Source organism: Bradyrhizobium sp., from assembly GCF_019242285.1.
Lineage (GTDB): Bacteria > Pseudomonadota > Alphaproteobacteria > Rhizobiales > Xanthobacteraceae > Bradyrhizobium.
Genome location: NZ_JAFAVV010000056.1, coordinates 1 through 2,338, shown reverse-complemented (window position 1 = coordinate 2,338; position 2,338 = coordinate 1). Strand labels below are relative to the sequence as shown.

Below are 2,338 nucleotides of genomic sequence, written 5' to 3'. Positions count from 1 at the left end.
TGCCGCTGGTCAGCCTGCTGTTCATGGCGAGCTTCGTCTTCCCGCTGTTTCTGCCCCGCGGGATGGAGATCGACAAGCTTCTTCAAGAGCACGTCGCTCGTCCTGGTCGTCGGCATTTTCGATCTCATCTCAGCCGGCAAGGCGGCGATCGTCGACCCTGCATGGCAAGGTTTTGGGCTCGAGATGTTCCTGATCATCTCCTTCATCTACTTCGTGTTCTGCTTCTCCATGTCGCGATACAGCCAGTATCTGGAGCGAAGAACCAGGTCGTCATAGAGCCACGGGGTCGTCATCGCCAGCCGAGCGCGGGGGCGACCTGGGTCAGGATCGCCTCGATCACATGCGCGTTGTAGGCGACCCCGAGCTGATTGGGGACGGTCAACAGCAGCGTATCGGCTTCGGCGATGGCTTCGTCCTTCGCAAGCTGCGCGACCAGCACATCCGGCTCGGCGGCATAGCTGCGGCCGAAGATCGCCCGCGTCCTCGGGTCGATGAACCCGATCTGGTCCTCGTCCTCGCCCCCACGCCCGAAATAGGCACGATCGCGATCGTCGACCAGCGCGAAGATGCTGCGGCTGACCGAGACCCGGGGCTCGCGCGCATGGCCCGCCTCCTTCCAAGCGGCGCGGTAGGCCCGGATCTGAGCGGCCTGCTGGACATGGAAGGCTTCGCCGGTCTCGTCGCTCTTGAGGGTCGAGCTCTGCAAGTTCATGCCGAGCTTCGCGGCCCAGACCGCAGTGGCATTCGAGCCGGCGCCCCACCAGATCCGCTCGCGCAGGCCCTCCGAGAGCGGCTCGAGCCGCAGCAGACCGGGCGGGTTCGGGAACATCGGCTGCGGATTGGGCTGCGCAAAACCATGACCGCGCAGCAGGTCGAGGAAAACTTCCGCGTGATGCCGCCCCATGTCGGCGTCGTCCTGCCCTTCGCCCGGCCGATAGCCGAAATAGCGCCACCCGTCGATGACCTGCTCCGGCGAGCCTCTGCTGATGCCGAGTTGCAGCCGTCCGCCCGCGATCAGGTCGGCCGCGCCGGCATCCTCGATCATGTAGAGCGGATTCTCGTAGCGCATGTCGATGACGGCGGTGCCGATCTCGATGCGGCTCGTCTGCGCGCCGACCGCCGCCAGCAGCGGGAATGGAGACGCGAGCTGGCGGGCGAAGTGGTGCACGCGAAAATAGGCGCCGTCCGCACCCAGTTCCTCCGCGGCGACGGCGAGCTCGATGGATTGCAGCAGCGTATCCGCGGCCGAGCGGGTCTGCGATTGCGATGAGGGCGTCCAGTGCCCGAACGAGAGAAAGCCGATCTTCTTCATGCGCGCGATCTATTCATGTCCGGGCCGATTTGCGACTGACGCCACTGCGCTTTCCCCGACCTTGCCGGCGGCCGGCCACGCCCGCATCGCCAGCCGGCCGATCTCTGACAGCTTCTCGCGCGAGGCGCCGTCGCGCGCCTGCACCGCGAGGCCGCGCGCCACCGCGCTGTAATAGGCGGCGAGCATGTCGCAATCGGTATCCCTGGGAATGTCGCCACTGGCGACGCCCTTGCGCATGCGATCCGCCATCGCACCTTCAGAGAAGGCACGATGCTCGGCCATCATGTCGCGGATGCTCTGCATGCCCGGCGCGCAATGCGTGCCAGCGAGCGAGATCATGCAGCCGGGCGGATGGTCGCCGCGGGTGAACTCCTCCGCGGTCGCCTCGAACAGCCGCGCGAAAGCGGACCTGGTGTCGATCGAAGGGTCATGCAGGATCGCGAAGAACCATTGGCCTGCCCACTCCAGATAGGTACGCGTGGCCTCGCAATAGAGCGCTTCCTTGCTGCCGAACGAATTGTAGAAGCTCGATGCGCTGATCCCCATCGCTGATATCAACTCGTCGAAGGACGTGCCCTCATAGCCGCGCTCCCAGAACAGCTTCATCGCGGCATGCAGCGCAACGGCACGGTCGAACACGACCGGCCGTCCCCTGCCACGCTTGCTGTCGTGGACTTGGGTATCTCGGACCTCGTTCTCCCGGCCTTTCCTGTTTTTAATAATTTTTGATGTCATCGCTCCAAAAATCCTTGAACGGCGCCTCCCCGCGTCTATATCGCCAGCACATATTGGAGTGCCTGCTCCAGATATCAACCCCAAGCGCTGCTTTCCGCCTCTCGAATGACAACCACCTGGCATCCCCCTCTCGACACGTTGGACCGGCCGGCACCCGCAGGTCAGGCCGCGGCCGAATTCCGGGCAGCCTGGCAAGGACTCATGGACAGTCTCATGGATCAGATCACCGACCCCTCGAAGCTTGATCGCGAGCTGCTCGACGAGCCGGCGGCGCCACCGCGCCGGCGCGGC

Annotated in this window: 2 protein-coding genes and 1 pseudogene; 1 reads left to right on the top strand and 2 read right to left on the bottom strand. The window is 64.8% G+C overall.

Features of this window, described 5'->3' with window-relative positions; genetic code table 11:
• Positions 1–276 (top strand): annotated as a pseudogene (locus JOY90_RS02440) (hypothetical protein); the annotation flags it as partial.
• A gap of 13 nt (positions 277–289) precedes the next feature.
• Here the strand turns inward: JOY90_RS02440 and JOY90_RS02435 are convergent.
• Both JOY90_RS02435 and JOY90_RS02430 read right to left on the bottom strand, forming a co-directional pair.
• Positions 290–1,312: an LLM class flavin-dependent oxidoreductase gene (locus tag JOY90_RS02435; RefSeq protein ID WP_291689578.1), complete on the bottom strand. Its 1,023-nt coding sequence runs from the start codon at positions 1,310–1,312 to the stop codon at positions 290–292.
• A 9-nt stretch (positions 1,313–1,321) separates the two neighbouring features.
• Positions 1,322–1,951, bottom strand: coding sequence for a TetR/AcrR family transcriptional regulator (locus tag JOY90_RS02430; RefSeq protein ID WP_291689577.1), 630 nt, complete (start codon positions 1,949–1,951; stop codon positions 1,322–1,324).
• Positions 1,952–2,338 lie beyond the last annotated feature (387 nt).

Bases quoted from the DNA above. Each gene is read 5' to 3' on its own strand.
- JOY90_RS02435 (WP_291689578.1), bottom strand. From the start codon at position 1,312: ATGAAGAAGATCGGCTTTCTCTCGTTCGGGCACTGGACGCCCTCATCG.